This window comes from Brevundimonas sp. TWP2-1 (assembly GCF_049897645.1).
In the GTDB taxonomy this organism is placed as follows: Bacteria; Pseudomonadota; Alphaproteobacteria; order Caulobacterales; family Caulobacteraceae; genus Brevundimonas.
Window position 1 is genome coordinate 1,063,167 of record NZ_JAFCWR010000002.1, and the last position, 25,007, is coordinate 1,088,173.

23 protein-coding genes and 2 pseudogenes are annotated in these 25,007 nt (G+C 61.1%); 11 read left to right on the forward strand and 14 right to left on the reverse strand.

Annotated features, from left to right (window positions below; all coding sequences use genetic code 11):
* Positions 1-43: 43 nt before the first annotated feature.
* Positions 44-940: a metallophosphoesterase family protein gene (locus ACP7BH_RS15620; RefSeq protein ID WP_425986736.1), complete on the forward strand. Its 897-nt coding sequence runs from the start codon at positions 44-46 to the stop codon at positions 938-940.
* Between the two features lie 92 nt (positions 941-1,032).
* Here the strand turns inward: ACP7BH_RS15620 and ACP7BH_RS15625 are convergent, their stop codons facing one another.
* Entirely contained in the window at positions 1,033-1,509 is a 477-nt protein-coding gene (locus tag ACP7BH_RS15625) for a DUF2141 domain-containing protein (RefSeq protein WP_425986738.1), read from the reverse strand.
* A 56-nt stretch (positions 1,510-1,565) separates the two neighbouring features.
* On the opposite strand from ACP7BH_RS15625, the gene ACP7BH_RS15630 reads away from it, so the two are divergent.
* From ACP7BH_RS15630 to ACP7BH_RS15650, 5 genes are read left to right on the forward strand one after another with little or no spacing between them, the layout of a single operon-like run.
* Positions 1,566-2,018 carry an HIT family protein gene (locus tag ACP7BH_RS15630; protein ID WP_425987086.1) on the forward strand — a complete coding sequence of 151 codons (453 nt, stop codon included), beginning with the start codon at positions 1,566-1,568 and terminating at the stop codon, positions 2,016-2,018.
* Positions 2,015-3,205 carry an LptF/LptG family permease gene (locus ACP7BH_RS15635; RefSeq protein ID WP_425986740.1) on the forward strand — a complete coding sequence of 397 codons (1,191 nt, stop codon included), beginning with the start codon at positions 2,015-2,017 and terminating at the stop codon, positions 3,203-3,205. Before ACP7BH_RS15630 ends, ACP7BH_RS15635 begins: the two co-directional genes overlap by 4 nt.
* A complete protein-coding gene (locus tag ACP7BH_RS15640) occupies positions 3,202-4,266 on the forward strand; it encodes an LptF/LptG family permease (RefSeq protein WP_425986742.1) in 1,065 nt (354 codons plus the stop codon). Before ACP7BH_RS15635 ends, ACP7BH_RS15640 begins: the two co-directional genes overlap by 4 nt.
* On the forward strand, positions 4,263-5,399 hold the full coding sequence (locus ACP7BH_RS15645) for a dATP pyrophosphohydrolase (RefSeq protein WP_425986744.1): 1,137 nt from the start codon (positions 4,263-4,265) through the stop codon (positions 5,397-5,399). The genes ACP7BH_RS15640 and ACP7BH_RS15645 overlap by 4 nt, the downstream gene beginning before the upstream one ends.
* Positions 5,396-6,163: a nucleotidyltransferase family protein gene (locus tag ACP7BH_RS15650; protein WP_425986746.1), complete on the forward strand. Its 768-nt coding sequence runs from the start codon at positions 5,396-5,398 to the stop codon at positions 6,161-6,163. Before ACP7BH_RS15645 ends, ACP7BH_RS15650 begins: the two co-directional genes overlap by 4 nt.
* Here ACP7BH_RS15650 and ACP7BH_RS15655 read toward each other — a convergent pair.
* Together ACP7BH_RS15655 and ACP7BH_RS15660 are read right to left on the reverse strand one after the other, a co-directional pair.
* On the reverse strand, positions 6,142-6,882 hold the full coding sequence (locus ACP7BH_RS15655) for an NTP transferase domain-containing protein (RefSeq protein ID WP_425986748.1): 741 nt from the start codon (positions 6,880-6,882) through the stop codon (positions 6,142-6,144). The genes ACP7BH_RS15650 and ACP7BH_RS15655 overlap by 22 nt on opposite strands.
* Positions 6,879-7,754, reverse strand: coding sequence for a glycerophosphotransferase (locus ACP7BH_RS15660; RefSeq protein WP_425986750.1), 876 nt, complete (start codon positions 7,752-7,754; stop codon positions 6,879-6,881). The genes ACP7BH_RS15655 and ACP7BH_RS15660 overlap by 4 nt, the downstream gene beginning before the upstream one ends.
* 671 nt (positions 7,755-8,425) lie before the next feature.
* On the opposite strand from ACP7BH_RS15660, the gene ACP7BH_RS15665 reads away from it, so the two are divergent.
* Positions 8,426-9,271 (forward strand): universal stress protein, encoded by an 846-nt coding sequence (locus ACP7BH_RS15665; RefSeq protein ID WP_425986752.1) that lies wholly within the window; start codon positions 8,426-8,428, stop codon positions 9,269-9,271.
* A gap of 816 nt (positions 9,272-10,087) precedes the next feature.
* Here ACP7BH_RS15665 and ACP7BH_RS15670 read toward each other — a convergent pair.
* A complete protein-coding gene (locus ACP7BH_RS15670) occupies positions 10,088-10,846 on the reverse strand; it encodes a glutaredoxin family protein (protein WP_292078826.1) in 759 nt (252 codons plus the stop codon).
* Positions 10,847-11,040: 194 nt separating this feature from the next.
* Between ACP7BH_RS15670 and ACP7BH_RS15675 the strand changes: the two are divergent.
* Positions 11,041-12,139 (forward strand): annotated as a pseudogene (locus tag ACP7BH_RS15675) (IS3 family transposase).
* A 426-nt stretch (positions 12,140-12,565) separates the two neighbouring features.
* On the opposite strand, the gene ACP7BH_RS15680 reads toward ACP7BH_RS15675, so the two are convergent.
* The 5 genes from ACP7BH_RS15680 to ACP7BH_RS15700 form a co-directional block, all read right to left on the reverse strand.
* Positions 12,566-14,017 (reverse strand): aldehyde dehydrogenase, encoded by a 1,452-nt coding sequence (locus tag ACP7BH_RS15680; protein ID WP_425986754.1) that lies wholly within the window; start codon positions 14,015-14,017, stop codon positions 12,566-12,568.
* Positions 14,018-14,124: 107 nt separating this feature from the next.
* Positions 14,125-14,964, reverse strand: coding sequence for a 3-(cis-5,6-dihydroxycyclohexa-1,3-dien-1-yl)propanoate dehydrogenase (hcaB, locus tag ACP7BH_RS15685; protein ID WP_425986756.1), 840 nt, complete (start codon positions 14,962-14,964; stop codon positions 14,125-14,127).
* A gap of 33 nt (positions 14,965-14,997) precedes the next feature.
* Positions 14,998-15,303, reverse strand: coding sequence for a non-heme iron oxygenase ferredoxin subunit (locus ACP7BH_RS15690; protein ID WP_425986758.1), 306 nt, complete (start codon positions 15,301-15,303; stop codon positions 14,998-15,000).
* A 10-nt stretch (positions 15,304-15,313) separates the two neighbouring features.
* Complete coding sequence (locus ACP7BH_RS15695) at positions 15,314-15,871, reverse strand: aromatic-ring-hydroxylating dioxygenase subunit beta (protein ID WP_425986760.1); 558 nt, start codon at positions 15,869-15,871, stop codon at positions 15,314-15,316.
* An 86-nt stretch (positions 15,872-15,957) separates the two neighbouring features.
* The gene (locus ACP7BH_RS15700; RefSeq protein WP_425986762.1) at positions 15,958-17,322 is read right to left on the reverse strand and encodes an aromatic ring-hydroxylating dioxygenase subunit alpha; all 1,365 of its coding nucleotides are present in this window, start codon (positions 17,320-17,322) and stop codon (positions 15,958-15,960) included.
* 502 nt (positions 17,323-17,824) lie between these two features.
* Between ACP7BH_RS15700 and ACP7BH_RS15705 the strand changes: the two genes are divergently transcribed.
* The 3 genes from ACP7BH_RS15705 (at position 17,825) to ACP7BH_RS15715 (ending at position 20,601) form a co-directional block, all read left to right on the forward strand.
* On the forward strand, positions 17,825-18,466 hold the full coding sequence (locus ACP7BH_RS15705; RefSeq protein WP_426029304.1) for a fumarylacetoacetate hydrolase family protein: 642 nt from the start codon (positions 17,825-17,827) through the stop codon (positions 18,464-18,466).
* Positions 18,463-19,110: a maleylacetoacetate isomerase gene (gene maiA, locus ACP7BH_RS15710; protein WP_425986766.1), complete on the forward strand. Its 648-nt coding sequence runs from the start codon at positions 18,463-18,465 to the stop codon at positions 19,108-19,110. The genes ACP7BH_RS15705 and maiA overlap by 4 nt, the downstream gene beginning before the upstream one ends.
* 301 nt (positions 19,111-19,411) lie before the next feature.
* A protein-coding gene (locus tag ACP7BH_RS15715; RefSeq protein ID WP_425986769.1) for an IS3 family transposase occupies positions 19,412-20,601 on the forward strand; the annotation gives its coding sequence in 2 pieces (ribosomal slippage) (positions 19,412-19,670 and positions 19,670-20,601; 1,191 coding nt in all).
* Positions 20,602-20,617: 16 nt separating this feature from the next.
* Here the strand turns inward: ACP7BH_RS15715 and ACP7BH_RS15720 are convergent.
* The 5 genes and pseudogenes from ACP7BH_RS15720 to ACP7BH_RS15740 form a co-directional block, all read right to left on the reverse strand.
* Positions 20,618-20,880, reverse strand: a pseudogene (locus tag ACP7BH_RS15720) (transposase); the annotation flags it as partial.
* Between the two features lie 510 nt (positions 20,881-21,390).
* A complete protein-coding gene (locus tag ACP7BH_RS15725) occupies positions 21,391-21,990 on the reverse strand; it encodes a glutathione S-transferase C-terminal domain-containing protein (RefSeq protein WP_425986772.1) in 600 nt (199 codons plus the stop codon).
* Between the two features lie 68 nt (positions 21,991-22,058).
* Positions 22,059-22,721, reverse strand: a complete 663-nt coding sequence (locus ACP7BH_RS15730) for an OmpW/AlkL family protein (RefSeq protein ID WP_425986775.1) — start codon at positions 22,719-22,721, stop codon at positions 22,059-22,061.
* A 72-nt stretch (positions 22,722-22,793) separates the two neighbouring features.
* Positions 22,794-23,999, reverse strand: a complete 1,206-nt coding sequence (locus ACP7BH_RS15735; RefSeq protein ID WP_425986777.1) for an NAD(P)/FAD-dependent oxidoreductase — start codon at positions 23,997-23,999, stop codon at positions 22,794-22,796.
* Between the two features lie 96 nt (positions 24,000-24,095).
* Positions 24,096-25,001 (reverse strand): VOC family protein, encoded by a 906-nt coding sequence (locus ACP7BH_RS15740; RefSeq protein ID WP_425986779.1) that lies wholly within the window; start codon positions 24,999-25,001, stop codon positions 24,096-24,098.
* Positions 25,002-25,007 lie beyond the last annotated feature (6 nt).

The following is a 25,007-nucleotide window of genomic DNA, read 5'->3' on the forward strand; positions in this document are numbered from 1 at the left end:
TCATAAAACAACTGCGGCCCGCCGTGGCCAGAAACTGATCCGATTGCCCCGTTTTCGTCTCGCCCACCTGTCGGACCCGCATCTGCCGCCGCCTCCGATGCGGCTGGACGAGGTGCGGCTGAAGCGGCTGGTCAGCGGTCTGGCCTGGCGTCGCAAGGGCCATCTTCACCGCCCCGATGTGCTGACGACCCTGATGGCCGACATCGCAGCGACCCGACCGCACCACATCGCGGTCACCGGCGACCTGACCAATTTCTCGACCGAGGCCGAATACGCTGCTGCGTCAGATTGGCTAGGCACGCTGGGCCCCACCGCCGATGTCACGGTCTCGCCCGGCAATCACGACGCCCTTGTCGGACCCGCGGACCCTGCACGATTCGCCGCCTGGCGGGCCTGGCTCGGTGATGAAGGCGACGGCTTTCCCTTCGTCCGGCGACGCGGCCCGGTGGCCATCCTGAACCTGTGTTCGGCCATCCCGACGCCGTTGCATCTGGCCCAGGGGCAGCTTGGGGCCGATCAGATCGCGCGGCTGGAGGCCGAGCTGACGGCGACGCAGCAGGCGGGTCTTTGCCGGATCGTCCTGATCCATCACCCGGTCGCGGACGGGGTCGTGGCGGATCGCAAGGCGTTGACCGACCGGCCCGCGCTTCAGGCCATGCTGGCGCGCGCGGGGGCGGAACTGATCCTGCACGGCCATGCCCACCGATCGACCGTGTCCTCGGTGGCGGGACCGGACGGGCCGATCCCGGCGCTGGGGGTGCCGTCCGCCTCGCTGTCGCCCGCTGAAGGCGAGGCGGCGCGCTGGCACGAGATCGCGATCACGCCCTGCGAGACGGGCTTCGATATCGACATCGCCGCACGCGGTATTCAGGCGGACGGCACCATGAACAGGCTGGGTGGCTACCAGCTGGCGACCCGCACAAGAGGCAAAATCGGCTGACCTGACGTCGGCCCGGCCAGAATGGCGTGACTGGCAGAAGTAGGGAGACTAGCGATCCCGAAATGGCGCTATTCAAACAGGCCCGTGCACACTCAGGGATAGCGGGTCTGGATCCGGATCGTGTTGTCGCCGGGCGTCACCGCAAACCGCACGGAGCGGAACGACGGCAGGCCCAGCCGCGCCGGGGCGTCGTTGGAAAAGCCGAACCCTTCCGTCGGGCGACCGATGGCGCTGCGGTCGAAATCGCTGTCGCCGTCGGCGTCGTGATAGATGACCACCGCATAGGTGCCCGCCTCCGGCAGGTTGAAACAGGCCCGCGTCGTCGGCGCCAACGCCCGCGTCCGCACCCGCAGCAGCTTGCCACCGGGAGCCAGGAACCGCCGCGCATTGTCGGGATAGATCGTCACTGCGATCTGGCCCTCGGCCGCCCGCACGCCGTTGACGATGACGTTCAGCCGCGTCCCGCCATCCGCCGCGCCCTCGCAGGTCTGGGCCTGGACGGCCCCCGCCGAGGCGATCAACGCCGCACCGGACACCAGGGCCGCGATCAGGAAAGGTCTGGCTTTCACGATTTGTCTCTGTTTCCTATAGGCCGCGCCGGTCCGGACCGGTTATCTTGGCCATCATGACCAATCCGACCGCAACGGCCTTTGGATATCCGCACACGCTTGTCGCGGAAACAACTCACTGGCTTGTTCTGGTCCGGCCCAAACAGCCCACATGGGGATCGCTGGCCCTGGTGTGCAAGGAGCCGGTCCAGGCCTTCGCCGACCTCAGCGCCGAGGCCTTCGCCGATCTGAAGGTCGCGACCACCGGCATCGAGGTCATACTGGGTCGCTTGGTGGCCTATGAGCGGATCAACTATCTGATGCTGATGATGGTCGATCGCGACGTGCATTTCCACGTCATCCCCCGCTACGACGGCGCACGCGAGGACGCCGGTCTGACGTTCACCGACGCCGGCTGGCCCGGCCCACCCGCGCTTGGCCAGAGCATCGATCTGGACGCCGATCAGGCCGCCAGCCTGGCCCGGCGGCTTGGTGAAGCCTGGCCCCGGACGGAGGTGGCGGCGCAGTGATCCGTCTGCGCATCCTCGACCGCTATTCGCTCCGGCTGACGCTCTGGCCGATGGTCGGGGCGATCGTCGTGACGCTGGTGGCGCTGTTGCTGGAGCGGGTGCTGCGGCTGCTGGACGCCCTGTCCCAGAGCGACGGACGGTTCGGTTCCGTGCTGGAGCTGACGGCCAATCTCGTTCCGCATTATCTGGGCCTGACCCTGCCTGCTGCCTTCTTCGTGGCCCTTTTCATCGTGGTGTCGCGACTGAACGACGGGTCCGAGATCGACGCCATGCTGGCCAGCGGCCATTCCCTGACCCGGATCGCGGCTCCGTTTGTCGGGCTGGGCGTCGCCCTGATGGTCCTCAGCTTCATCCTGTTCGGCTTCGTCCAGCCCTACAGCCGATATGCCTACCGCTCGGTCCTGCACAGCGCCCAAAGCGCGGGCTGGAGCGGGGCGGTTCCGGAACGGGCGGTGATATCCACTGACGACGGCCTGCTGATCACCGCCAACACCACCGATGCCTCAGGCCGGTCGTTGAAGGGCGTCTTCATCCGCCAGCTCAATCCGAACGGCGCTGAGCTGATCACTACCGCCGACCGAGCCGATGTCTCGATAAATCCTGAGAGCGGCACCGCCACCGTCACCCTGCACCAGGGTCGCCAGATCCGGATCGGTCGCGACGGCAGGCCCAAAGTCTTCGTCTTCAGCGGCTTCTTCGCCGACATCCCCCTGACCGGGGCGACGAAGCTGCTGCGGGATCGCGGCGGGGATGCGCGCGAGCTGACGCAGGTCGAGCTCGTGACCGGAGGAGGTCGGACCATTCCGCTGCAGGAACGGATGGCCGAGTTCTATGGCCGACTGGCGCGAGCCCTCGCTCTCCCGCTGCTGCCGCTGCTTGCGCTGCCGCTGGGTCTGGCGGCCAAGCGGGGCGGGCGGGCGCCCGGCGTCATCCTGGCCGGGGTCATCCTGATCGCGTTCCAGAACCTGCTCCAGCTCGGACAGGGGCTGGCGACCAGCGGGCGGGCCGACGCCATCGTCGCCGTGGGCCTGCCTTTCGCGGGGTTCGCGGGCCTGTGCGTCTGGATCTTCATGGGTAGCCGCCGACGCCCCGGCGACACCCCTATCGCCCGGCTGACGCAGCGCCTGGGGGCGGTAACGAGGCGTGTCATCCGGCTGATCCCCGCACGGCGGCCCGCCCGCGCATGATCCTGGCCCGTTTCATCCTCAAGGTCGTGGGGTTCCGCATTCTGGCGGCGCTTGCCGTGCTTTTCGCTGTGCTTCAGGTGCTCGACCTGCTGGACGCGACGACCGACGTGCTGGACCGCGGGCTGGGTGTCAGCGGCGTGATGACATATGCCGCGCTGCGCGCGCCAGGCCTGCTGATCCAGGCCCTGCCCATCGCGGTCCTGGCCGGCAGCCTGCTGGCCTTCAACCAGCTGGGTCGGGAGAGCGCGATCATCGCCATGCGGGCCAGCGGCATCTCTACGTTTCGCCTCATCGGCCTGTCGCTACCCGCGGCCCTGGTCGTCGTCGCGGCCCATCTGGTGATCGGCCAGGCGATCGCCCCGCGCACCGATTCCGCGCTGGAACGCTGGTGGCGGGTCACCGAACCGGTGGATGATCGGAAGCCGCCGGAAAGCCGCAGCTTCCGCATCGGAGCCGACATCGTCACCGCCACCGCAAATCCCGACCGCGACACCAGCCTGATCGACGTCCGCATCTATCGCCGGACGCCGACGGGCTTGTTGGTGACCCGGACCACGGCGTCTACGGCCCGTTTCGACAACGGCGCCTGGACCCTGAGCGACGCAAGGACCGTGACGATCGCACAAGGGGGCGAGGGTGTTCGCGATGTCGTGTGCATGACCTGGCCGACCACCCTCCGTCCCGTCGATATCCAGACCGTGTTTGGCGACACGGCCGCGACCACCTCGGCGGAAGCCCGCCGCGCGCTGCGTGAGGGCGCGGCCCTGCGGTCCCCCGCCTTCTACCAGATGACCCTGCATCGGGCCTGGTCGACGCCATTCGCGTCGCTTGTCATGCTTCTGCTGGCGATCCCGGTGGGCTTGGTCAGCTATCGCGGCGCCCAGGCTCCCGTTGTGCTGGCGCTTTGCCTCGGGGCCGGGTTGCTGTTCCTGGTCGTCGACGGGCTAATGGCGGCCGTGGGCGAAAGTGGGGTCTTGCCGGTGCTGCTGGCCGCCTGGGGCGGGCCGATCGTATTCGCCGCCGCCGCCATGATGGTCCTGTTGCGGGAGGAAGGCGCATGATGCCGTTGCAGATCGTCCCGGTCGTCACCCCGGCGGAGCTGGACCGGTTCATCGCGCTGTCCGACCGGATCAACGCGGGGGATCCGAACTATGTGCCGCCGCTGCGGATGGAGCGACGCGATGCCCTGTCGCCCAAGAAGAACCCCTTCTTCGCCCATGCCGATGTCCAGCTGTGGATGGCGATCCGCGACGGGCGCGACGTCGGCCGGATCAGCGCCCAGATCGACCACTTGGCCCCACCCCGCGCGGACGGTCCCGATGGCCATTTCGGCCTGATCTGCGCCGAGGACGACGCCGCCGTATTCGCCGCCCTGTTCGAGACCGCCGAGTCCTGGTTAAAAGCGCGGGGCTGTCGCCGGGCTCTGGGTCCGTTCAACCTGTCGATCAACGAGGAGGTCGGCCTGCTGATCGACGGCTTCGACACCCCGCCGATGGTGATGATGGGCCACGACCCGGCCTATGCAGCTTCCCGGATCGAGGCCCTGGGTTATGCCAAGGCCAAGGACGTCTTCGCCTATACCTCGTCCTTCGACCACGACCTGCCCGCGCCGGTCACGCGGCGGGTAAAACGCGGGCCGCCGCCGGGCCTCGTGCTCCGCCCGCTCGACATGCGCCGTTACGATGCCGAGGTCGATGCCTTGACGGACATCCTAAACGACGCCTGGTCCGACAATTGGGGGTTCACGCCCGTCACGGAGGCGGAGACCCGTCAACTGGCAATTGCGCTGAAGCCAGTGATTGATCCGCGCCTGACCTGGTTCGCCGAGATCGACGGCGACGTAGCCGGTTTTGTCGTCTTCCTTCCCAACGTCAACGCGGCGATCGCGGACCTGAAGGGGCGGTTGCTGCCTTTCGGTTGGGCCCAACTGCTGTGGCGGCTGAAGGTGCGGCGCGTCAAATCGATCCGCGTTCCCCTGATGGGGGTCAAGCGTCGCCATGCCAGGACACAGAAGGGGATCATGGCGCCGTTTCATCTGGTGCATATCGCCCGCAGCCAAGCCCGCGCACTGGGCTATCGGCACTGCGAGATGTCGTGGATCCTCGAGGACAACACGGCCATGCGAGGGATCCTCGAATCGCTCGGGGCCCGCATCTACAAGACCTATAGAATCTATCTGAAGACGCTCGTTTGACCGGCTTCACGGCCCTGATCCTGGCCGGCTCGCGCGGCGGCCCGGAGCCCGTGGCCAACTACGCCGGCGTGGCGCACAAGGCCCTGATCCCGGTCGACGGGACGCCGATGATCCTGCGCGTGGTCGCCGCCCTGGGTGAGGCCGGAGCCAGCCGAATCGCCGTCTCGACCGACGAGACCGAGGTCATGGCGTTGTTGGCCGGGTATGGGGTCGAATGCATGCCTCCAAGCGCCCAGCCCAGCCTCAGCGTCCGATCGGCCTTCGAAGCCCTGGGGGCGCCGCTTCTGGTGACGACGGCGGACCACGCCCTGCTGCGTCCAGAATGGATCACCCAGTTCCTCGCCGACATGCCGCCCGAGTGTGACCTGGCCCTGCTGCTGGCCGAACGGCGAGTGGTGGAAGCGGATGCTCCACGGACGAGGCGGACCTGGTACCGGTTCGGGCGACGGGCCTGGTCCGGCTGCAACCTGTTCTATCTGGCTACGCCCAAGGCCGGGGACGCCCTGGCGTTGTGGCGGACGGTCGAGGTCCATCGCAAACAGCCGTGGCGCGTGGCGCGCCTGATCGGCCTGACCGGCCTGGCGCGTTATCTCGGCGGGCGCCTGACGATCCACGAGGCCGTCGCCCGTCTCGGAGACTCGATCGGCGTCCGGGCCGCTGTCGTGCCAAGCCGCTTCGGCCTCGCCGCCGTGGATGTGGACAAGCCCGAAGACCTCGAACTGGTCCGTTGGATCGTCGAGGATCAGCGCGCCAGCCAACCCTGAACCAGGGCCTCGTTGGTTGCCACATCGGCCAGGAAATCCATCTCCCCCCAGCCCAACCCCTCGATCGAACAGACGCTGACGCCCCCGCCTTGGCGTGCCAGCTCGTGGATGATGCTTAGATACCACCGGCGCAGGTTGTCCGGATCGCGCAGCGCCGCCTCCATCGCAGACCGGAAACGGGCAGCGCCCCGGTCCGAGAACCGCAGGAAGCCGATCGATTCGGCGTCATAGGTCTGGATTGTCTTGCCGATGGCGAACAGATCGTCGCCACGCGTCTCGACCTTCATGTCGTCGGCGTCATAGGTAGGCTTGCGATCGACGGTCACGACGATGTCGGTCATTGGGGCCGCGATCAGTCTGTCTGCAATAGCGGGCTCGAACAGGGTGTCCCCGTTCAACAGCAGCACGCCCGCCTCGAACCGATCGCGTACAATCCAGCAGGAGGCCAGGTTGTCGGCAACCCCGTAAAAGGGGTTGTAGACGGTCGAGACCGCCATGGCCCCCAGTTTCAGTCTGCCGATCTCGTCCTCGACCAGCGAGGCCCCGAAACCGGTGACCACGACAACCTCTTCCACGCCCGCCGCCTGAAGATGCGTGAGTTGCCAGGCCAGCAGGCTGCGCCCGCCCAGTTCCACCAGGCATTTCGGCCTTGCCTCTGTCAGGGGCAACAGCCTCTTGCCCTGGCCCGCGCTCAGGATGATGGCCCGTTTTGTCGTCACCCGGATTGTCCCTGCATGAAGTCCATGATGGCTCGCGCCGCCCGCTCGGAGGCCGGTTGGGGGCCGGTCGAGAAGGTCTCGGCGAAGCCCGCGGTCTGGGCAGCCAAGAAATGCCGGTGATTCCGCCGTGCCGCATCGATGGCCTCGACCAGATCGATCGTGGTCTCCCGAACCGGCCCGAACCGCCAATGGCCATAGTTCTCGTCGCCCTGCCAGTCGACGCCCCCGGCGTTCAGGAAGACACAGGGTTTGGGCGTGCGCAGGAACTCGTAGGCCTGGCTGCTCACGTCGCCAAGGTAGACGTCAGCCAATGTGGTCCAGGTCATGTCGATCGACCGGTCACTGCCGCGATCGATGTAGATGTGAGGCCGGCCCTCATAGTCGTCCAGCAGCCCCGCCCAGCGCGCCCTCGCGGCCCTGCCGTCCAGCAGTCGGACGTGAGGCGCCACGACCAGGTTGTAGCGATCCTGATCGGCGAAGGCGCTGAGCACATCCGCGCCGAACCGTTCCCACGAGCCAAGATTGGAGAAATGAGGATTGTAGAGCACCACGGGCCTGTCATTAGCGAACGGTCGAAAGCTCGGATCTCGGATAGCATCCGCCGCCTCGAACTTGGGGTAGCCGATGACGGCGTGATGACCCTCACGGATCAGGCCCTCGCGCTGCATCCGCGCCCGGTGCTTCTCGCCCGCCATCAGGACGAAGTCGAAATCCGCGATCCGCCGATCAAATCCGGCCGCCCGGTCCCCCGCCCCATGGTCCAGATGAATGAAGCGAGGCCGGGTAACCCCCAGCCGCTTCAAAAATATAGACGTCCGCTCCGGCACGGCGATGGCGTCCGATTCGTTCAACCAGCCCGCTGCGGTCACCATTGTCAGAAGTTTCGGCGGGTTCCTGCCGCCCGAGATCGTCTGGGCGATAGAAAGAAGCGACGAACTTATATTGTAATACTCGATTGCTGCGTCGCCCAGTCGAGAGGCTGCGAACCGAGCGTATTCGAGCTGCCAAGCGCCAGGCGACGCAATAACGACGCGCGCTTCGGATTTAGCAGCCAAGCGCACTGCTGTCGGCAATCCATGCAGCAGTTGATGATTTTGCGCATTGAATAGAAAGACTATCTTCACCCCGGTATTGGCGTCCCAAAGAGTCTTAAATAAATAGAATTAATAATCCACGTAATGATACAGCGCCACCTTGGCGTTGCGCATATAGAACATGATGTCCAGCCACGTCGCCAATATAGAAAATACCAGGGATTCTGATCCAACGCCGTCACCGACCGCTGCGCCTATAACCCGTCCGCGTCGTCGGGGGACGCTCATCTCAGCGGCATCGATCAGGGTCCTAACCGTAGCCATATATGAAGGCCTTTCAAGCCGCCCAGCTTAGACCGACGCCTATGAATGCCGGCTCTCGTGTTGGATCGTAACGGAGTGGGCACAGGTCGCCGTTGGCGGAGCATCGACCGAAGGTCGTCGGACTCCGGGTCCTCGACGTTAACCGCCAATCGATGTAGGTTGCCGGTTAACAGAGTAGGTGGCCGATGTTTTCAGCGTGGCGAGATATTGCAGTCTTCGTCGATGAGACCGGGGCCGGAGATCGGATCGCTCGTCAGGCGGCAATCCTTGCGAAACGTCACAACGCGCATCTGGTCGGAATATTCGGGATGGCGCGCGAACCATCCCATCCGTCGGACGACTTCGCGAGGGGCAGGCAAGGTATACAGCACGTCATAGCCAAACGCCGCGAAGAGGAGGCCGGCAAAGCACTCGCCGCTGGGAAACAGTTCAGCGACCTTCTGAGAGACTACGACGTCGGAACTGAGTTTCGAGTCGTCTGGCGCGGCGACGCTGCTGATGATATTGTCCTGAATGGACTGAACTGCGATTTGATCATCGCAAGCCATCCAAAGCTCGATAATCTTCCAGATAACTGGTCAGGCGAACACCTTTTGCTTGTGACGAGCGCCCCTGTGTTGAGAATCTCCACCGGCTGGGAAGATCGATCTGTGGGTAAGAATGTCCTGATTGCCTGGAATGGCAGCCGGGAAGTTCGCCGAGCGGTCAACGACGGCATGCCTCTTCTTGGCTCTGCCGATTCGGTTACAGTGCTGACTGTAGATCATGATCGCATACCTGGGGGTATCGGATCGACGGCCGACGATGCTGTCCGCCATCTTCTAAGGCATGACATAGACGCCAACCTCTCCTCGATTGAGTCCGGGGGGCGCCCGGTTGCAGACGTCATTCTAGACTACGCAGCTTCTATCAGCGCCGATTTGCTTGTTATAGGCGCCTACAGTCATCCCCGAACGATCGAGCGTCTGTTCGGCGGCATCACCCGTTCGTTGCTGGCCGATGCCGAGATGCCCCTGCTCATGTCTCGCTGAAGCGTCAGGGTCAGTCGAGGGCAAGTCACTGGACCGGCGCCGCGGCGTTGCAGGACGGCTTTCGAAACCAGGAGAATGCTGAGGAGAAATCAAGCAGGCTTGTTCCAGCAGCTAGAACGCGATTTCGAGAAGGGTCGGGTCCAAAGTGACCTTGACCCGGATGTCGGAACGGACAGTGCCGGATCGGGCCCCTCGTCGCCGATCGCACCTTAAGGTCGTTATTCGTTATAGGCTCTACCCCCAAGTCTCGCATTCTGGGGGGCCTCGTCGAGGGACAGGCATCCGACCGCCTGACGCACCATCATGGCCGCCGGGCCTCGCTGAACTCGATCGCTTCATCTTCTCTCCATGTTCAGAGCCCAAGCGCAGAACAAGAAACCAGATCAGATCGCTCCAAAGCTTCAGGGGCAGGTCAGAGCGTCACCGCCATCAGGCGTCAGTCGCTGGCTCAATACCGTCAAGCCCGAGGCGCCGGCCGGCAAGGCCATCTTCGACAACTCCGCTGCCCACAGACACCCCTGGGTGATCGACGGGCTGAAGCGCCGCCCACAATGGAGGCTCCATTTCACGCCGACCTCGGCGCCGGGCCCAACGCCGTCAAGGGCGTTGTCCCCATCCTTTCCAAGCGTCGTCTCGCCCGTTGCGACTTCAACGCGTCGTCGCTCTCCCGGCCGCCGTCAACCGCTTCGTCGGACGACATTCAGCAGCCCAAGCCCTTCTTCCGGACCGCCGAGCCAGACAGAATGATCGCCGCAGCCAACCGGCGCCCAGACGCAGGGATTTAATCCATAGAGGGCGGTTGTGGGCGATGATCTATTAGACTGCCCTCGGGCCGACGCCGAGTGACATCACCGCCATCCAGACCGCCATGGCGATCATCATCAGGTTCTCGGTGAGCGATAGGAAACCCAGAGGCACATTGCTGTCGCCGCCGACGCAGGCGCATTTCAGTTCCCTCTTGTCGATATAGACGGCCTTGAACACAGAGATCGCGCCGATGCCTCCGATGACCAGGGCGACGGGCGCCGACAGCCAGGTCAGCACGCCCGCGACCATCAGTGCGCCCGCTCCAAACTCCGCGAAGGGGTAGATCTTGCCATATGGGACCCAGCGCTTGGCCAAGAGGTCGTAATTCAGGAACATGGACGAGAAACTCTCGATGTTCTGGAGTTTCAGCATCCCCAGCACCATCATAGACAGCGCAATGAACCACTCGCCCGCCCGCCCGGTCAGCGGGGTTCCGTAGATGACAAGGCTAAGCATTGAGGCCATGACGGCGGTCGTCAGGAAAACGACCAGCACCGGCGTATAGGTCGTCGCCTTGGGGTCGCGGACCTTGAGGCCCAGGTTGCGACGCAGGTCGTCGTGACCGCCTATCCGCTGTCCGTCGATGAAGACCTGGGGTGTCGTGTTCACGCCGTACTGGGCCTTGAAGGCGTCGGTCTGCTCGCGGGTCGTCAGCCAGTGGTCCTCGACCCGATAGCCCCGGCTTTTCAGCAGGTGACGGGCTTTGAGCCCCCAGGGGCAGGTGTGGTCGGGCATCACCATGCGATAGATGATGGCGGTCTTGGTCATTGCAGCCTCCGTGACATTGAAACCGGAGGCCCGCCCCCAAGTTCCGTAGCACGACGGAGTCAAGCGTGAGTGTGCGGACTATCGCAGCCCTGACGCGAGAGGAGGATGTGGCTTTTGATCTGTTCCGGGAAACTGGATCACTGGACGTTAGAGTTTTCTGCTGAGATTTCCCTGCTGGGAATCAGCGGAAGACCATGAAGGCATCAGCATTTTCGGACGCCCAGAAGGCGTTCATTCTGAAGCAGGGCGCGGACGGCGTGCCGGTGGCGGAGATCTGCCGGCGGGCCCTGGATCAGGCAGGCGACGTACTTCAACTGGAAGAAGAAGTACGACGGCCTGCTGCCGACGGAGATGAAGCGGCTGAAGCAGCTCGAGGACGAAAACGGGCGGCTGAGGAAGTTGGTGGCGGACCTGTCGCTGGACCGGGAGATGCTACAGGACGTGATCCGCCGAAAGCTCCGAGGCCTGGTCGCAGCGCGAGCTGGTGGAGGGTGATCGGGGTGATTGGGGCGTCGATCCGGCGGGCGTGCCGGGTTCTGGAGAGAGGCACGTGGAGCTATCACTACCGATCCCGTCGCCCCGACCAGGCCGGCTTCGAAGCCCGGATCAAAGCGATCAGCGAGACGCGCGTACGCTACGGCTATCGCCGGGTGCACGTGCTACTGGAACGCGAAGGCTGGCGGATCAACATTAAAAAAATCCACCGGATTTACAATGTATTGGGCCATCAGCTGCGCAACAGGACGCCCAAGCGGCGGTTGAAGGCCAAGCTGCGCGAGGATCGCTGTGAGGCAACTCAGCCCAACGAAACATGGGCCATGGACTTTCTCCACGACCAGCTGGCGACGAGTAGCAAGATCCGGGGCTTGAGGGTTGTGGACAGCTTCAGTCGCTTTTCGCCGGTGATCGATCCCCGGTTCACATACCGGTCATAAAACGTGGTCGAGGCGCTGGACCGCGCCTGTGCCGAGCTGGGCTATCCGAATGCGATCCGGGTCGATCAGGGGACCGAGTTCGTCTCCCGGAACCTAGACCTGTGGGCCTATGCCCGCGGCGTCACCCTGGACTTCTCCAGGCCGGCAAGCCCACGGACAATGCCTTCATCGAAGCCTTCAACGGCCGCTTACGGGCCGAGTGTCTGAACGCCCACTGCTTCCTGACGCTTGCGGATGCGGCCGAAAAGTTCGAGGCTTGGCGCAGAGACTACACGAGGTCCGGGCCCATGGGGCCATCGGCAACAAGCCGCCGATCGCGTTGATGAATCCGGGTGACACAGCCCGCCTGTCACCCTGACTTGGGCCGGGAAACTCCAGCTCCGGGTGCTCCAGAGAATGGAGGCGGATCACCCCCAATGTAATAGTCATCATAGACCGCCAGCACCCGCACTAAAGGGTGAGGCCGAACAGCGCTTACCTTGACGCTGGGATGGTTGACGCCCGATCCTACGTCGAACCGCTACTCGGACCAACCGGCCGGCCTATTGCCATCTACATCAACCCCGGCCCAGATCACCCCGGCACTCTCGTTAAGGCGTACTGAGAAACGGCAGTCAGGTCCAGCAACACCAATCACACAGCAACAGCTCGGCCGCAATCCGCCGCATTATCACCACATTCTAGATCATCAACTGATCAAAACATCAGGAATGTCATCGAACAGACCCCCGTGACCGATGCTGGTCAATCTGCACGATGTCATCCGCCCGGTCTTGACCCTCTTTTACAGCGGGTAGGGTTGCAAAGGCTGCTCGATCGAAATCCACTTCAGCTCGGTGAATTCATCAATCACGGCCGTACTGTCAAACCGCCCCCAACCACTGCCTTTGGTTCCGCCATAGGGTGCCTGAGCTTCATTGGAAACGGTTGAGCCGTTGATGTGGACGGCACCCGTCTGGATGCGCATCGCGACGTCGAGCGCGCGGGTCATGTCGGTGCCGAAGACGCCTGCAGACAGCCCGTACTCGGTGTCGTTGGCGACCCGCACAGCTTCATCTGCGCCATTGACCCGGATCACCTGCAAAATCGGTCCGAAGGCTTCTTCTGAATAGATGCGCATCTCAGCGGTCACTCGGTCAAGTACGGTCGGTGCCATAAGTGTACTGTCCGCGCGGCCACCAGAGCGAATTTCTGCTCCCTTTTGAACTGCATCGGCCATCAACTCGTTCAGCCTGTCAACGGCGCCCTGGCTGATGATCGGGCCAAGGGCGCACGATGCCTGGGTGCGAGGGTCACCCGCCTCGAGTTTCGCAGCCCGCGCCGCCAGCTTTTGGACGAAGTTATCAGCGACGGACTCATCCACAATGGCGCGCTCAGTCGTCATGCAGATCTGTCCCTGATAAAGAAACGCTCCGAAGATGGTCGCGTTGACCGCGCTATCGATATCCGCATCCTCCAGGACCACTACGGGCGACTTATCGCCCAACTCCATCAGGCTGCGCTTCAGATGGCGGCCGCATGCAGCAGCAATTATCCGCCCCACATGCGTTGATCCAGTGAAGTTGACACGCCGCACAGCTGGATGCGCGATCATCGCCTCAACCACTTCTGGAGCGTCCTTGGGATCATTCATCACAAAATTGAGCGTTCCGGCCGGAAACCCTGCCGCATGAACAGCTTCAGCAACGAGCACATGGGTCTTGGGCGAGGTTTCCGACGCGCGAAAAACGACCGTGTTGCCGCACATCAATGGATAGGCGATCGCCCGAGCGGCCAGAACGACTGGTCCGTTCCAGGGAACGATTGACAGGATCACGCCCACCGGTTGGCGCAGCGTCATCGACAGCGTCCCAGGCTTATCCGAGGGTATCGTATTGCCCTGAATTTGGGTCGTCATAGCGGCGGCCTCTCGGAATACGTTTGCCGCGAGCATGACGTTGAAGCGCGCCCAAAGATCACCTGCTCCGATCTCCGCCTTCATGGCGCGCACGAAATCTTCCGTACGCTTCTCGATTTCTTCAGCGGCTTTCATGAGCAGGGCTCGCCGCAGGCCAGGGCCCGTCTGAGACCACGAGGCAAACGCCCGCTCGGCAGATTCAATCGCCGCCACGGCATCATGGGCCTTTGCCGCAGATCCCTGCGCCACGACCTCGCCAGTTACCGGAGAGCGGCGCTCGAATGTGGCATTGTCTACTGCGTTCCGGGGCTCGTTGTCGATGTACAGCTGAACGTTCATTCCATGTCCCTTTTTGATTGTATCCTCGGCCCGAGGCCACGAGTGGCTCAAACAGGGCTAAGGAACATTCCATTATGAAGCTTAGGCGACGCTGAAGGAGTTATTGCTTACGGCTCGATTGGGTCGAACTTCTCAGAGAGTTGCACGCCCATGTTCGGAGATGCGAAGCCGCGCATACCGATACCGCCGTCGAAGTTTAGCACTCCACCCGTGCCCGGCGTGTTGTCACGGCGGTTTGCAAGGAACACATAGGCACCGGCATATTCGTGGGCTTTGAATGCGCGCTCGAGCGGCAGCATCTGTTTCATCAAATCATCCAGCGGAATGTCGGAAAATTTGACGCCCTGTTGCGCTAGGGCGCTGGATCCAGAGAGGTTGCTCCCGCCAATGCCGCCCGGGGCGACCCCGTTCACCCGCACGTATGGTGCGAACTCGTGAGCCATCTGCTTAATCATTCCGACAACCGCATGTTTCGTTGCCGTATAGAGTACGCCACCGCCGCCGGGATAAAACGAGGCGTTTGAGGCGGTAAAGATCATGTGCCCCTTGGTTTTGTAGAGAGCAGGTAGCGCCGCTTTGGCACCCAAGACATAGCCTTTGACATTGATGCCAAACATCTCATCGAAAGCGGATGAAAGATCTCTATCGTCGGTGGAAATCAAAGATTTTGAATAGTCCCAGATGCCCGCATTACCGACGAAGGTATCCAGTTTCTCGAAGGACTTTAGACACTCGTCAACCGCGCGATGATTGTCATCTATATCACGAACATCACCGGCGATTCCGACGACCCTGTCGCCAAATTGTCGAGTGACCTCCTCGATACGCTCCTGCGACCGGTCGAAGACTGCGACGCGCGCGCCTTCCTCGACGAATCTCTCGACGATGGCTAGTCCAAGGCCGGACCCCCCACCCGTCACGAGAGCCACCTGATCTTTTAGTTGCATTAGTAATTCCTCCCCAACTTTGTTATTCGACTTTCAGCAGTCGATATAAATGTAATCCCGTTCGACCTTTGCAGGGTAGACCTTGAGTGCCTTGCAGGCAGGCAAAGCCAGCACTTTTCCGGTCCTCACGCAGAACTTCGCGAAGTGAAGGCTGCACTCCACTACTCCGTCCTCGATGAAACCATCGGCAAGTGACCAAGTATCATGGGTGCACGTATCTTGCACGCCATGTACTTCTCCATTGACACGACAAACTAGGATCGGCTCAGGACCGCCATCAAAAAGTCTCATCTCTCCCTCTGGTACATCGGCCGAAGGGAATGCCTTAGTCCACGCCATACCTATCCCTTCAAAAGAAAAAGCTCAGGTTGTTTGAAAGGATCGTGCTTTGATCTATCAGGATCGTGCGTCGCGAGATCTCGAAGCCAGCCCCTCCTTCAACGCGACGCAGAACGTCACGGCGTTCGCAAGCGAACACGTCTTGTTGTCGCTCTTGCCGCGTCCGATAGACAATCGAGGCAGAGATAACGTTGATCGTTTCGTCGCTCTCTGGAACCACCATGACGTTGCCAATCACATAACGCACGCGCGAAGCAGGGTTTTCCGACCAGCCGACATCCGATAAAATTTTTCGGATTCGACCCTTCATCGTTCCCCAGTTATCATCAAAGTGAGCGAAACCCTGTTCGTCCGTATACTCTTGCGCCACCTCGCGCATGATTTTCGTGGAACGAATCGGCATCCAGTAATGAATGTCCTGAGCCAGCAGGCTGAACCACTCCTTGTAGCGGCGATCCGTTAGAAGCTTGGCCTCCCAGTACAGAAACTGTTGAATTTCCTGCTGAAGTTCCAGAGTAACGGCCTTGGGCTTATGTTCGAAGGCCGTCTTGAAATTGTCGTTGAGCATTCTCTCGTCCCTCATTGCACAAGTATCTGCGGACACTCGCCAGCAGACGTTTGATAACTAAGCGGAGTTCAACCGCTGGGTCGAACCTACTCTGCGGCGAGCGGGCGTTGCTGGATCCGGTTTATCGACGGCCAATCCGGTGCCGTCATGATCTGCGTCCAATAGCGATAGAGGCCGCGCGCCGATTCCTCGCTGTAGGTGTAGGCGAAACTCAGCCCAGGAAATCCTTCTGAGTTTTCCGTCGAGACCGTATGGGAACCCATCTCGATGTTGAACTTTTGACGCTGAGCAATATGACCGCGCAAGACCTGCTGAATGTCACACCAGTTCTCGCCATCGTCCTGCTCAAACACGCCGCCTGCAGAAAACGTACGAGACACGTTGCGGCGCCATTCGTCCTTGATTTCCTGCGGCGCCGTTTTGTCCACGACCGTGAAGGTCCAGACCTCGATCTCGTTGGGACCCCGAGGTTGCCACATGCGGACTGTATTGATGCCTGCAAGAAAGGAAAGGTTCGGGAAAACATTGCAATGGCAAAGGTTCACGTCCGCTCGGCCCTGTCCCAACCGACTCACAGTCTCCTCATAGGCCGGCCCCCTCGTCAGGTACTCGGTGACCTTTGGGCCAAGAATGGTCATGTAAAACATCGGGTTGCGCAGAAAAAGGCCGCAGCCGTGACCATTTTCGAGTTGGACGTTCATGCCCTCCGTGGGCGGGGCGACCTGTGTAATATCAACGTCCTCAGGAACACCCGCCATGATACCAGACAAGTGTGAGGTTGTTCCAGCATGGTAGGAGTCCGAGGCGAACTGCTCTGCCGCGAACTTCCAGTTGCAGGGAATGACCCATTTTTGGATGCCGGGCAGCGCCTCTGTTCCGGCCTCACAGCGGTCGAGCATGATGTCCATGTAGAATTTGACATCTCCGAGGTACTCATCAAGGCTGGGCGCTTCGGTGTCCCAGTTGGCGAAAATGAGCCCCTTGTAGGTTTCGACTCGTGCCTGCTTCGGCCCCCATTCAGCCTTGTTCAGGCAGCCACCGAAGGCTTCCTTCTCCATTGGCACGCTGACGAGATCGCCGCCCTGATTGTACGCCCAGCCGTGGTAGGTGCAGGTGAACGATTTAGCATTCCCTGAATCCGCGCGGCAAATCCGCATGCCGCGGTGCTGGCATTGGTTCAAGAACACCCGGATACTGCTGTCTTTCTGCCGAACAACGACGACGGGATCCTCGCCGATATAAGCTGTTGTGAAGTCACCCGGACTCGCGATTTGGGACTCGTGTCCCATACAAACCCAAGTGCGCGCGAAGATGCGCTCCAGCTCCAGGCGGTAAAGGGATTCATCGACGTAAATCTTAGGGTCGTACCGGCCCTGTTCCTCGTCGACCATCGCCAGAATATCGGCATTTGAGTATGCGCCGGCAACGCTCGAATTTGTCGTATCTCGCATCTTGGTTCCTCCCTTTGGCTTCTGTGGCCGCCTTGTCTCGAAGGCGACAGGCGAGGTCATTTTAGCAGCCCACGAATCCCCAGGCAACAAAAGAAGCATGCTTTACAATAAATGCCTTTCTGGCGCAGGATGTTGTCGGCGGATCAGATCTTCTGAAGGGAATCAACGGGATGCGGACGGGTTCTGCGCGCGGTCTGTCGTCGCCAACCAGCGCCGCGTTATCCGCGCTGTCGAATGACGGACGGATATGGCCAACTCGAGGATTTAGACAGCCCTCGATCGATCCGATGCGGTTCAGTCGTAGGTGGCGGAACTTGCGCCTCGATCCTTCTCGGCTCTTCGTCGCTCCGACTGAGGTCGGACGTTGCGGGGTGGATTCGGTTCAATGCATCCACGCTGACACGCCATCATCACGAGAGAAACGGTAGCATCGATGAAATACTCTTTCCCGTTACCCCCTGTGGTCAGTCTGCCAGTCGCCGGACGGGCTGAACGTTTCCCCGTGCGTCGGATCTTCTGCGTGGGGCGAAACTACGCCGCCCACGCCAAAGAGATGGGCAAGGATCCAGATCGGGACCCGCCGTTTTTTTTCACCAAGCCCGCCGATGCCATTGTCGAGGATGGACGGATCGTCGCCTATCCGCCAGAGACGCAGGATTTTCACTACGAGGCGGAGCTGGTCGTCGCCATCGGTAAGTCCGGCACCAATATTCAAGAGGATCGGTCGCGCGACCACATCTTCGGCTATGGGATCGGCAATGACTTGACCCGGCGGGATTTGCAGCTTGCTGCTCGCGAAGCAGGACGTCCGTGGGACTGGGGCAAGGCTTTTGACCGCTCGGCGGTAATCGGCGCCATCCATCCCGGCACGCCGGTCGGCACGCCGGAGCGCGGATCAATCCGGTTAATGCTGAATGGCGTCGTCAAGCAAAGCGCCGATCTCTTGGACCTTATCTGGTCGGTCCCCGAGATCGTCTCGATTCTGTCGCGTTCGATTGAAATCCGGCCCGGTGATCTGGTGATGACGGGCACACCGGCTGGGGTCGGCGCGATGGACGTGGGCGATGTCTGCGTAATCTCGATCGATGGCTTGGGAGAGATCACAACTACCATTGGGCCCCGCTCACCCGGATTTACCCGATGAACTTTCGGCTCCACAATTTTTTCCGCTCCTCCGCATCGACGCGACTTCGCGCCGCACTCAACCTCAAGGGCATCGCTTATGACTATGTCTCCTATGCGCTAAGAAACCGGGAAACTCGTACGGCAGAGTTTCTATCCTTGAACCCAGCAGGCCTCGTGCCAGTTCTCGAGCGCGACGATGGAGAACCATTGATGCAGTCGCTTGCAATCATCGAATGGTTGGAAGAAACCCAACCTGGGCCCAGGCTGTTACCAGAGGACGCAGACGGACGCGCTCGTGTGCGAGCGCTCTCCTACATGATCGGCTGCGAGATCCACCCCCTTAACAACCTGCGAGTTCTGACTCGCCTAGGCGAGCAATTCGGAGCCGACGACGGCGCTCAGAAAGAATGGTTCACTTACTGGGTCGAAACCACGTTCGACCCGCTCGAGAAGATGCTGGCGCAAGATAGTCGCACCGGGAGTTTCTGCCACGGCGACACGCCCGGTCTCGCCGATTGCTGCGTCTACGCCCAAGTCTTGAATAACCGACGGTTCGTAATCGAGATGGGACGTTGGCCCACAATAGCACGCATATTCGACGCAGCGGATGCGCTCCCCGCGTTCCGAAATGCAGCACCCTTACAGCAACCGGACGCAGTTTGATTCAGGGAACAGTGACTTCGTCGCCTCCGTCCGCTATCTATTCTCGGCGAGCGGGCTCCTGCCTTTTACGATCGAACCGGCCGAGGGGGCCTGTGCCCGGCCAAGCACACGACAACGGCTATAGGCTAACGTCGATCTTGCACGGCTGTAACAGGCGCTCAAGTGAGGTAATCCAACCGTTGTCGAGCATGAAATGCGACCGGAGCGTGTTCGTGGCGAATGGCGGGCCCGGTCAGTTTGACGTGCCCCCCTGAAACTCCTCCAGGAATAGCTAGAGTCCGCCCCTCGAAAGTACGGACAGATGAAGCGATCACGGTTCACGGAAGAGCAGATCATCGGGATCCTGCGTGAGCAGGAAGCCGGCGTTGCGACGGCGGAGGTCTGCCGGCGTCACGGCGTCAGCTCGGCAACTTTCTACAATAGGAAAGCCAAGTTCGGCGGCATGGACGTGTCGGAGGCCCGGCGTCTGAAGGCGCTGGAGGACGAGAACACCAAGCTGAAGCGGATGCTGGCGGACGCGATGCTGGACAACGTCGCGCTGAAGGACCTCTTGGGAAAAAAGTGGTGACGCCCACTGCGCATCGAGAAGCGGCGGCGCACCTGCAGTCGGTCTACGAGATGAGCGAGCGGCGGGCGTGCCGGGTGCTGGGCACCGATCGGGCGAGCGTTCGCTATCGGGCCACAAGGCCGGACGACGGTGCCCTGCGCGACCGGTTGAAGGCCCTGGCCCAGGAGCGCCGGAGGTTCGGCTATCGACGCCTGCACGTGATGCTCCGGCGTGAGGGCCATGCGGTCAACAGGAAGCGGGTCCAGCGGATCTATCGGGAGGAGAGGCTGACGGTGCGCAGGCGCGGCGGCCGAAAGCGGGCCATGGGCACTCGACGTCCGCTGGAGACACCGCTGGTCGCCAATCAGCGCTGGTCGCTGGACTTCGTGTCCGACCAGCTCACCGATGGCCGCCGCTTCCGCATTCTGACCGTGATCGACAACTGCACCCGCGAGTGTCTGGCGCTGGTGGCCGATACGTCGCTGTCGGGGGGCCGGGTCGCGCGCGAGTTGAACGTCATCATCCAGCAGCGCGGGCGTCCGGAGACCATCGTCAGCGACAACGGCACTGAGTTGACCTCGAACGCCATCCTGGCCTGGGCTGACGATGCGGCCGTCGGCTGGCACTACATCGCGCCGGGCAAGCCTCAGCAGAACGGCTTCAACGAGAGCTTCAACGGCCGCCTTCGCGACGAGCTGCTGAACGAGACACTGTTCCGCTCCCTGCCGCACGCCCGGGTCGTGCTCGAAGCCTGGCGGCGCGATTACAACCAAGCCCGGCCGCACTCGAAGCTGGGATGGCTGACCCACGAGGCCTACGCAAAGGCACTCATCGGAGACATCGGCCGGCCTGCTGCCCGACTTGAAAGCTGCGCAGACCGGCCTATTGCCAACCCCACCAACCCCAGCTCAGATCGCCCAAGGACTCTCGTTATCGCTGGATGAGAAACGGGGGTCACGTCAAGTTTTTTCCCAGGAGATCCTTCAACGCCGACACGTCCAGCATCGACTCCGCCAGAAGCTTCTTCAGCCGTCGGTTCTCGTCCTCCAGCGCCTTCAGTTTCTGGGCGTCCGAGACGCTCATCCCGCTGTATTTGGCCTTCCACCGATAGAAGGTCTGCTCGCTGATCCGTGCCGCCGGCGGACCTCCGCCGTCGCACCGCCCGCCTCCTGTTCGCGCAGCACCCCTATGATCTGCGCCTCGGTGAACCTGCTCTTCTTTATGTCCGTCTCCTTGAGGTTGACGGGCTCTCACTCAAACCGAGGGATCAGGAAGCGGGCAGGTCGCCACCTCGACCGCCATCCTGGCTAAGTCAGCCTGGCTAAGTCAGCCTGGCTAAGTCAGCCTGGCGGTCGCGTGCCAGTGCAACACGCCAGGCAAGCCCAAACGGAACTGCTTCGTGGAAGCGTTCTCCGGCAGGATGTGCCACTAAATGTCGAACGAGACAGCGTTATTCGACCTGTCGCCCGCACGGCAGAAGCTGACGGCTTTAGCGAACGACTAGATCGCAGGCACCCGCGCTTGTTGATGGGCTACATTATTCCTCAGGCTTATGCTGAGAGCCTGACCGCGACAGGCCAGCCCACTGCGCGATCGGAAAGAGGCACGGCCTACTGCTCAAAATGAGCTGAGAGGCCTAACAAACGCTGAGTATCAGGCCGCCGCTTGGTCTTGGCTGACATGGCTCCAAGATATTGATGGTGGAATCCCTACAAGCCCGCCGCGGTACCATTCTATACCAACCCTTCCTCCTTGAGTGCCTGCCGGACGGAAGGGCGATCGCCGATCCGTTTGGCGTATTCCTCAAGCTTTGGCCAAGGTGACATGTCGAACTTGAGGAAGGTACACCAGCCGAGGAGGGTGAAGAGGTAGGCATCGGCGACAGTGAAGCTGTCCCCGACGAGGTATCCTGCCCGACCGATAAGGTTCTGTGTATCGCTCATTCGGCCCATTGCAAAATTTATGAAGAAGGAGCGGGCTTCAACCGGAAGATCTGGACGGAACAGCGGGGCTAGCGACTTATGGACTTCGGTAGCCAGAAAGTTCAAAGTTTCAAGCAGCTTCCAGCGATCATCCCCTGTTACCTTGCCAAGCTTTCCATTGGCCTTGTCTGCGATATACTGCAGCACGATAGCGCTTTCAGTAAGCGTCATGTCGCCATCAACGATGGTGGGCACCAAACCAAGCGGATTGATATTGGTAAAATCCTCACCTTCGACCTTGCTCCCTGTCGGCCCCCTCGTAACTAAATGGCATGCTGTGGGAATTCCGGCCTCCAGGCAGCTAATGTGGGCAGCTAGAGAGCAGGCAGCCGGAATATAATAGAGGTCCATTGTCACAATCTATGACCTTTCGAGAACGAGCTTGACCGATTAGCGAACATAATGGTGGAACGAGTGTTTCAGAAACGCCAGACCACCCCGGCACCGACTAGGAGCGGATCCAGCGTCGCCTTTCCAGACGCCGGCGGGCCACCGACGCCCAATGTGCCCCTGACATCTGACTCCAGCCAGATCTTTTTCACGTCAAAATAGACCCCCATTCGATCGGTGACCATGCTTTCGAAACCAGTCTGAAGAACGGTGCCCCAAGCGTTATCCACTTCGAAGTCGGCAACATCCTGACCTTCCTCATCGAGAATGATTGTATAGTTGATGCCGACCCCGACATAAGGCTCAAACTTAGTCGTCTGAGTCGGGAAGCGATACTGCAACGCCAGGATAGCGGGGGCATAGGTCACGTCTCCTAGATACGCTCCGGCCAGGCTTCCATCCCCACGAATCTCTGCGGTGGGCGGGACGCCGAAAGTGAAGCTGGCGGACAATTCGTCGGTAATCCGGTATCCGACATCGAAGCTGACGGAATAGTTGTCTTCTACCGATACGTCGGCACCCGGTAACGGAGCACCCGCGACATCCAGTTCGGCGCCAGGGCTGAAGTATATCCCCACGGGCCCTCCCCGTAGGTACCAGTCTTTGTGATCGGCATCCTGTGCCTGAGCCATACCGCTCTGAGCGAAAGCTAGACCGGCGCCGACCACGGCTAAGTAAGAAATCTGACGCATAGTTTTCCTCCCTGATTTTTATCTATTTACGTAATCTGCAGCGATGCCGCACGGCTACGCTTACCGGAGTCCTCAAAGTAGTTCGCGAAGGTCTCGCACGGTGGTCAAAGCGTCGTCTGTCACGCTGTAACCCTTTGAGATAAGGCGGCGGATGACTGCCATTTCGCGCGGCCTGTCAAAGCAGATCGCGCCTGCCAGTCGTTCGTCGACGACCGAAAAGCGAGTGAAAGACCGGCCTTCATCCTTCCTTAAGAGCATGGCTCCTTCCTCTGCCGGATTGACCCCGATCATCTGGATATTGAGGTCGTACTGGTCGGACCAGAACCAGGTGTTGATCGAATAGAGCTTGTCGTGCCCCAGCATGTTGCGGGCCGCCGCCGCCGCCTGGTCCTGCGCATTGGCCCAGGACTCCCTGCGCACGGGTCTGCCGCCATCAACACGCTGCGCCGCCACGTCACCTGCAGCAAAAATCAGCGGATCGGTCGTCCTTAGAAATTGGTCCACGACAATGCCATTATCGGTTTCCAGTCCGGCCTCCTCGGCGAGGGAATCATTGGCTACCGCCCCGATCCCGATAACCACAATATCGACCGCCAGCGTTTCGCCGTTAGAAAGCGTCACGCTTTCAACCCGACCTTCTCCACCCACCGCCCTGATCGAGGTGTTCAGGTAGACTTCGGTACCGTTGATACGGTGGACATCCCCCAGAGCCATGCCGACCTCCATTGGCAAACTTCGGCCGCAGAGCATCTGGGCCAACTCTACGACCACAGCCTTCATCCCACCTTTTCGGGCGGTCGCTGCGACCTCTAGCCCGATCCAACCGGCGCCTATCGACAAAAGACACCGTCCCGGCACCATCTGCGCGCGTAGGCGCTCCGCATCAGCAATGGTGCGGAGATAAAAGACATTCGCCTTCCCGGCGAATGGCCCGTCGAGGATTCGAGCCCGGCTACCGGTGGCAATCAGCAGGCGATCATAGGATAGGGAGTCTCCCGTTGAAAGCCGGACCATCTGCGCGACGCGATCAATTGTCTCGGCGCGCGAGTTGATACGAAGCTCGATCTCAAGTTTCTGCCTCGCCTCTTCGGTGAGCAGACAGATACTCTGGGAATCAGCGGCACCTTGGAGAACCGCCTTTGAAAGCGGTGGACGATCGTATGGTAGACAAGGCTCTTCCGACACCATAGTCAAAGCGCCCTCAAAGCCCTCTGTACGCAACGTTTTCGCGGCGGATACCGCAGCCAATCCGCCGCCTATGATGACAACGCGTTCCATGTATGCCTCTCCAGCCATGATTTCGGACGGCGATGTCTCTGCCCCTGTACATCCGCAGATTGTCCCTCTGCGCGATTGGCGCAGCGCTGTCCTTGATTAGGAACCCACTTTAAAGCTCTCTGGGAAAGGCGCGCCCCACGAACTGAAAATGCCGGGTTGGTCAGCTTGCCAAATATACGGACCTGCCTTTCGGTCTACGCAGCGGGGCATTTCTCCCGACAACTCATAGCGATTGCCATCGGGGGTGAAGAAGTAGGAATACAGGTTTGAACCCACACCGTGGCGGCCCGGACCTGCCTCTGTCTGGATTCCACCTCGAGCCACCTGGTCGAGCATGAGCTTCATGTACTCGATGTTAGGAATGGTCCATGCTAGATGGTCGAGCGTTTCGTGTGGTGCCCCGGCAAACATTGCGACGTCATGATGGTAGTCCCCGACATGCATCCAAGCCGCAAGACGCCCTTGACCGCCGGGGAACTCAACGATGTCCGAAGCGTAAAAATCAATGTGGTCGCGGAGAAAATCGATTGTCGCCGTTGCATCTGGTCCGACGCGCAGCGTGATGTGGTCGAGGTCAAGCGGCGCCAGACCGCTCAGATGGTTGGCGTTTCGAGAAGCTGGATTGTAATAATGCTTTCGCGCTTCGGAGCGTAGCAAGGCAATCTGCATTTTCTGGCCCTGCGGCGGCAGGTCGAATTCGATAATCTTTTCAACGCCTGGATCGCAATCGCTCATTTCGCGAACCGGCACTCCAGCATCGGACACGCGCTTGCTGTAGTGCTTGAGGTCCTCCTCATCATCTGCCGCGATAGCAAAACTGATCACCCCGGAACCGCCTTCGGTTACCGCAACATCGAAAGTTCCATCGGTGCCGCATGTAAGGTAAACTGTACCATCCTTTTCGTCGATCTTCTCCAGACCCAGAACATCCGAGTGAAATCTTATCGATTCCTCGAGGTTCTTGACCTTCAAGTGCGCGTGCGAAAGCTTTTGAAGCGCCAATTTATG

Bases quoted from the DNA above. Each gene is read 5' to 3' on its own strand.
- ACP7BH_RS15630 (WP_425987086.1), top strand. From the start codon at position 1,566: ATGACCAATCCGACCGCAACGGCCTTTGGATATCCGCACACGCTTGTC.
- ACP7BH_RS15640 (WP_425986742.1), top strand. From the start codon at position 3,202: ATGATCCTGGCCCGTTTCATCCTCAAGGTCGTGGGGTTCCGCATTCTG.
- ACP7BH_RS15645 (WP_425986744.1), top strand. From the start codon at position 4,263: ATGATGCCGTTGCAGATCGTCCCGGTCGTCACCCCGGCGGAGCTGGAC.
- ACP7BH_RS15660 (WP_425986750.1), bottom strand. From the start codon at position 7,754: ATGGTGACCGCAGCGGGCTGGTTGAACGAATCGGACGCCATCGCCGTG.
- ACP7BH_RS15665 (WP_425986752.1), top strand. From the start codon at position 8,426: ATGTTTTCAGCGTGGCGAGATATTGCAGTCTTCGTCGATGAGACCGGG.
- ACP7BH_RS15670 (WP_292078826.1), bottom strand. From the start codon at position 10,846: ATGACCAAGACCGCCATCATCTATCGCATGGTGATGCCCGACCACACC.
- ACP7BH_RS15680 (WP_425986754.1), bottom strand. From the start codon at position 14,017: ATGAACGTTCAGCTGTACATCGACAACGAGCCCCGGAACGCAGTAGAC.
- hcaB (WP_425986756.1), bottom strand. From the start codon at position 14,964: ATGCAACTAAAAGATCAGGTGGCTCTCGTGACGGGTGGGGGGTCCGGC.
- ACP7BH_RS15690 (WP_425986758.1), bottom strand. From the start codon at position 15,303: ATGGCGTGGACTAAGGCATTCCCTTCGGCCGATGTACCAGAGGGAGAG.
- ACP7BH_RS15695 (WP_425986760.1), bottom strand. From the start codon at position 15,871: ATGCTCAACGACAATTTCAAGACGGCCTTCGAACATAAGCCCAAGGCC.
- ACP7BH_RS15700 (WP_425986762.1), bottom strand. From the start codon at position 17,322: ATGCGAGATACGACAAATTCGAGCGTTGCCGGCGCATACTCAAATGCC.
- maiA (WP_425986766.1), top strand. From the start codon at position 18,463: ATGAACTTTCGGCTCCACAATTTTTTCCGCTCCTCCGCATCGACGCGA.
- ACP7BH_RS15725 (WP_425986772.1), bottom strand. From the start codon at position 21,990: ATGGACCTCTATTATATTCCGGCTGCCTGCTCTCTAGCTGCCCACATT.
- ACP7BH_RS15730 (WP_425986775.1), bottom strand. From the start codon at position 22,721: ATGCGTCAGATTTCTTACTTAGCCGTGGTCGGCGCCGGTCTAGCTTTC.
- ACP7BH_RS15735 (WP_425986777.1), bottom strand. From the start codon at position 23,999: ATGGAACGCGTTGTCATCATAGGCGGCGGATTGGCTGCGGTATCCGCC.